Consider the following 2,271-nt stretch of genomic DNA (forward strand, 5'->3'; position numbering starts at 1 on the left):
AGCACGGCGAGGTGTTCGTCACCGAGGACGGCGCCGAGACCGACCTCGATGTCGGCCACTACGAGCGCTTCCTTGACCGCGACCTGTCCGGTTCGGCGAATGTCACTACCGGACAGGTGTATTCGACAGTTATCGCCAAGGAACGCCGCGGCGAGTACCTCGGCGACACCGTGCAGGTGATCCCGCACATCACCGACGAGATCAAACGTCGCATCATGGCGATGGCCGCACCCGACGCCGAAGGCAACCGACCGGACGTCGTCATCACCGAAATCGGCGGCACCGTCGGCGATATCGAGTCGCAGCCATTTCTGGAGGCGGCGCGGCAGGTGCGTCACGACCTCGGCCGGGAGAACGTCTTCTTCCTGCATGTGTCGTTGGTGCCCTACTTGGCGCCGTCGGGCGAATTGAAGACCAAACCTACTCAGCACTCGGTGGCGGCATTACGCAGCATCGGTATCACACCCGACGCCTTGATCCTGCGCTGTGCCCAGGACGTTCCGGAACCGCTGAAGAACAAGATCGCGTTGATGTGTGACGTCGACATCGACGGCATCATCTCCACACCCGACGCACGGTCGATCTACGACATCCCGAAGGTGTTGCACCGCGAGGAGCTCGACGCGTTCGTGGTGCGCCGGCTCAACCTGCCGTTTCGTGACGTGGATTGGACCGAGTGGGACGATTTGCTGCGCAGAGTTCACGAGCCGCAGGAGACAGTCCGAGTCGCTGTGGTCGGCAAATACATCGAGCTGTCGGACGCTTATCTGTCGGTCACCGAGGCGTTGCGGGCCGGCGGGTTCAAGCATCGGGCGAAAGTGGAGATGCGCTGGGTACCCTCCGATGACTGCGGAACCACCAGTGGCGCCGCCGCAGTACTCGACGACGTGCACGGCGTGCTCATCCCGGGCGGGTTCGGCATCCGCGGCATCGAGGGCAAGATCGGCGCCGTCCGCTATGCGCGGGCGCGGGGACTCCCGGTGCTCGGACTCTGCCTCGGCCTGCAGTGCATCGTGATCGAGGCGGCGCGGTCGGTGGGGCTGACGGAAGCGAACTCCGCGGAGTTCGAACCGGACACACCTGATCCAGTCATCTCCACCATGGCCGACCAGCAGGACATCGTCGCCGGTGTGGCGGACCTCGGCGGCACCATGCGGCTCGGCGCGTATCCGGCTACGCTGCAACCAGATTCGGTAGTCGCTCTGGCGTATCAGGCGACCGAGGTCTCCGAGCGGCACCGGCACCGCTACGAGGTCAACAACGCCTACCGGGAGAAGATCGCCGAAAGCGGCCTGCGGTTCTCCGGGACCTCACCGGACGGCCATCTGGTGGAATTCGTCGAGTACCCGCCGGAGGTCCATCCGTTCGTCGTCGGTACCCAGGCACATCCGGAGCTGAAGAGCCGGCCCACCCGGCCGCACCCGTTGTTCGTCGCGTTCGTCGCGGCTGCCCTCGACTTCAAGGCCGCCGAGCGGTTGCCGGTGGAGATTCCCGAGGCCCGGGCGAACGGCAGTGAGAACCGCAGCGCCGCCGCCCACCCGGTACCCGAACCGGCGGCTCGTGGCTGAACACGACTTCGAGACGGTTTCGTCCGAAACTGTCTATCAGGGACGAATATTCGCGCTTCGCAAGGATCAAGTGCGCATGCCCGGCGGCAAGGTCGCGGCCCGCGAGGTCGTCGAGCACTACGGGGCGGTTGCGGTGCTCGCGTTGGACGACTCCGGCCGGATCCCGATGGTCTACCAGTACCGGCATCCGATCGGTCGACGACTGTGGGAGTTGCCCGCGGGGCTACTTGACGTCGACGGCGAGGCGCCGCACCTCACCGCCGCACGGGAGTTGGAGGAGGAGGCCGGCCTCCAGGCCGAGACCTGGCAGGTACTCGTCGATCTCGACTCCACACCGGGTTTCAGCGACGAATCGGTCCGGCTGTACCTGGCGACCGGGCTCAGCGAGGTTGATCGGCCGGAGGCGCACGACGAAGAAGCGGACATGACGCTGAAGTGGATACCTATCGCCGAAGCGCTTCGCCAGGTGTTCAGCGGCGAGATCGTCGATTCGCTCGCCATCGCCGGGGTCCTGGCCGCCCACGCGGTGACCCAGGGCGCCGCCCAGCCCCGCCCGGTGGACGCCCCGTGGATCGACAAACCCAGCGCATTCGCCGGCCGCCAGGGCGCCCGGTGACGTCGGCGGCCCTGCGTCCGGCGCTGGAGACACAGCTGCAGGGCTACCTCGATCACCTGGCGATCGAGCGGGGCGTCGCGGCCAACA

The 2,271-nt window shown here is 66.5% G+C and carries 2 protein-coding genes; both read left to right on the forward strand.

Features of this window, described 5'->3' with window-relative positions; translation table 11 throughout:
• Positions 1-1,568: CTP synthase (locus WA317_RS06665; protein ID WP_425172287.1), on the forward strand; the 1,568-nt coding region annotated here is incomplete at its 5' end.
• Positions 1,561-2,184: an NUDIX domain-containing protein gene (locus WA317_RS06670; RefSeq protein WP_425172288.1), complete on the forward strand. Its 624-nt coding sequence runs from the start codon at positions 1,561-1,563 to the stop codon at positions 2,182-2,184. The genes WA317_RS06665 and WA317_RS06670, both read left to right, overlap by 8 nt.
• The last annotated feature ends 87 nt before the right edge of the window (positions 2,185-2,271 follow it).

The sequence above is a fragment of the Mycobacterium sp. genome, assembly GCF_049802695.1.
In the GTDB taxonomy this organism is placed as follows: Bacteria; Actinomycetota; Actinomycetes; order Mycobacteriales; family Mycobacteriaceae; genus Mycobacterium.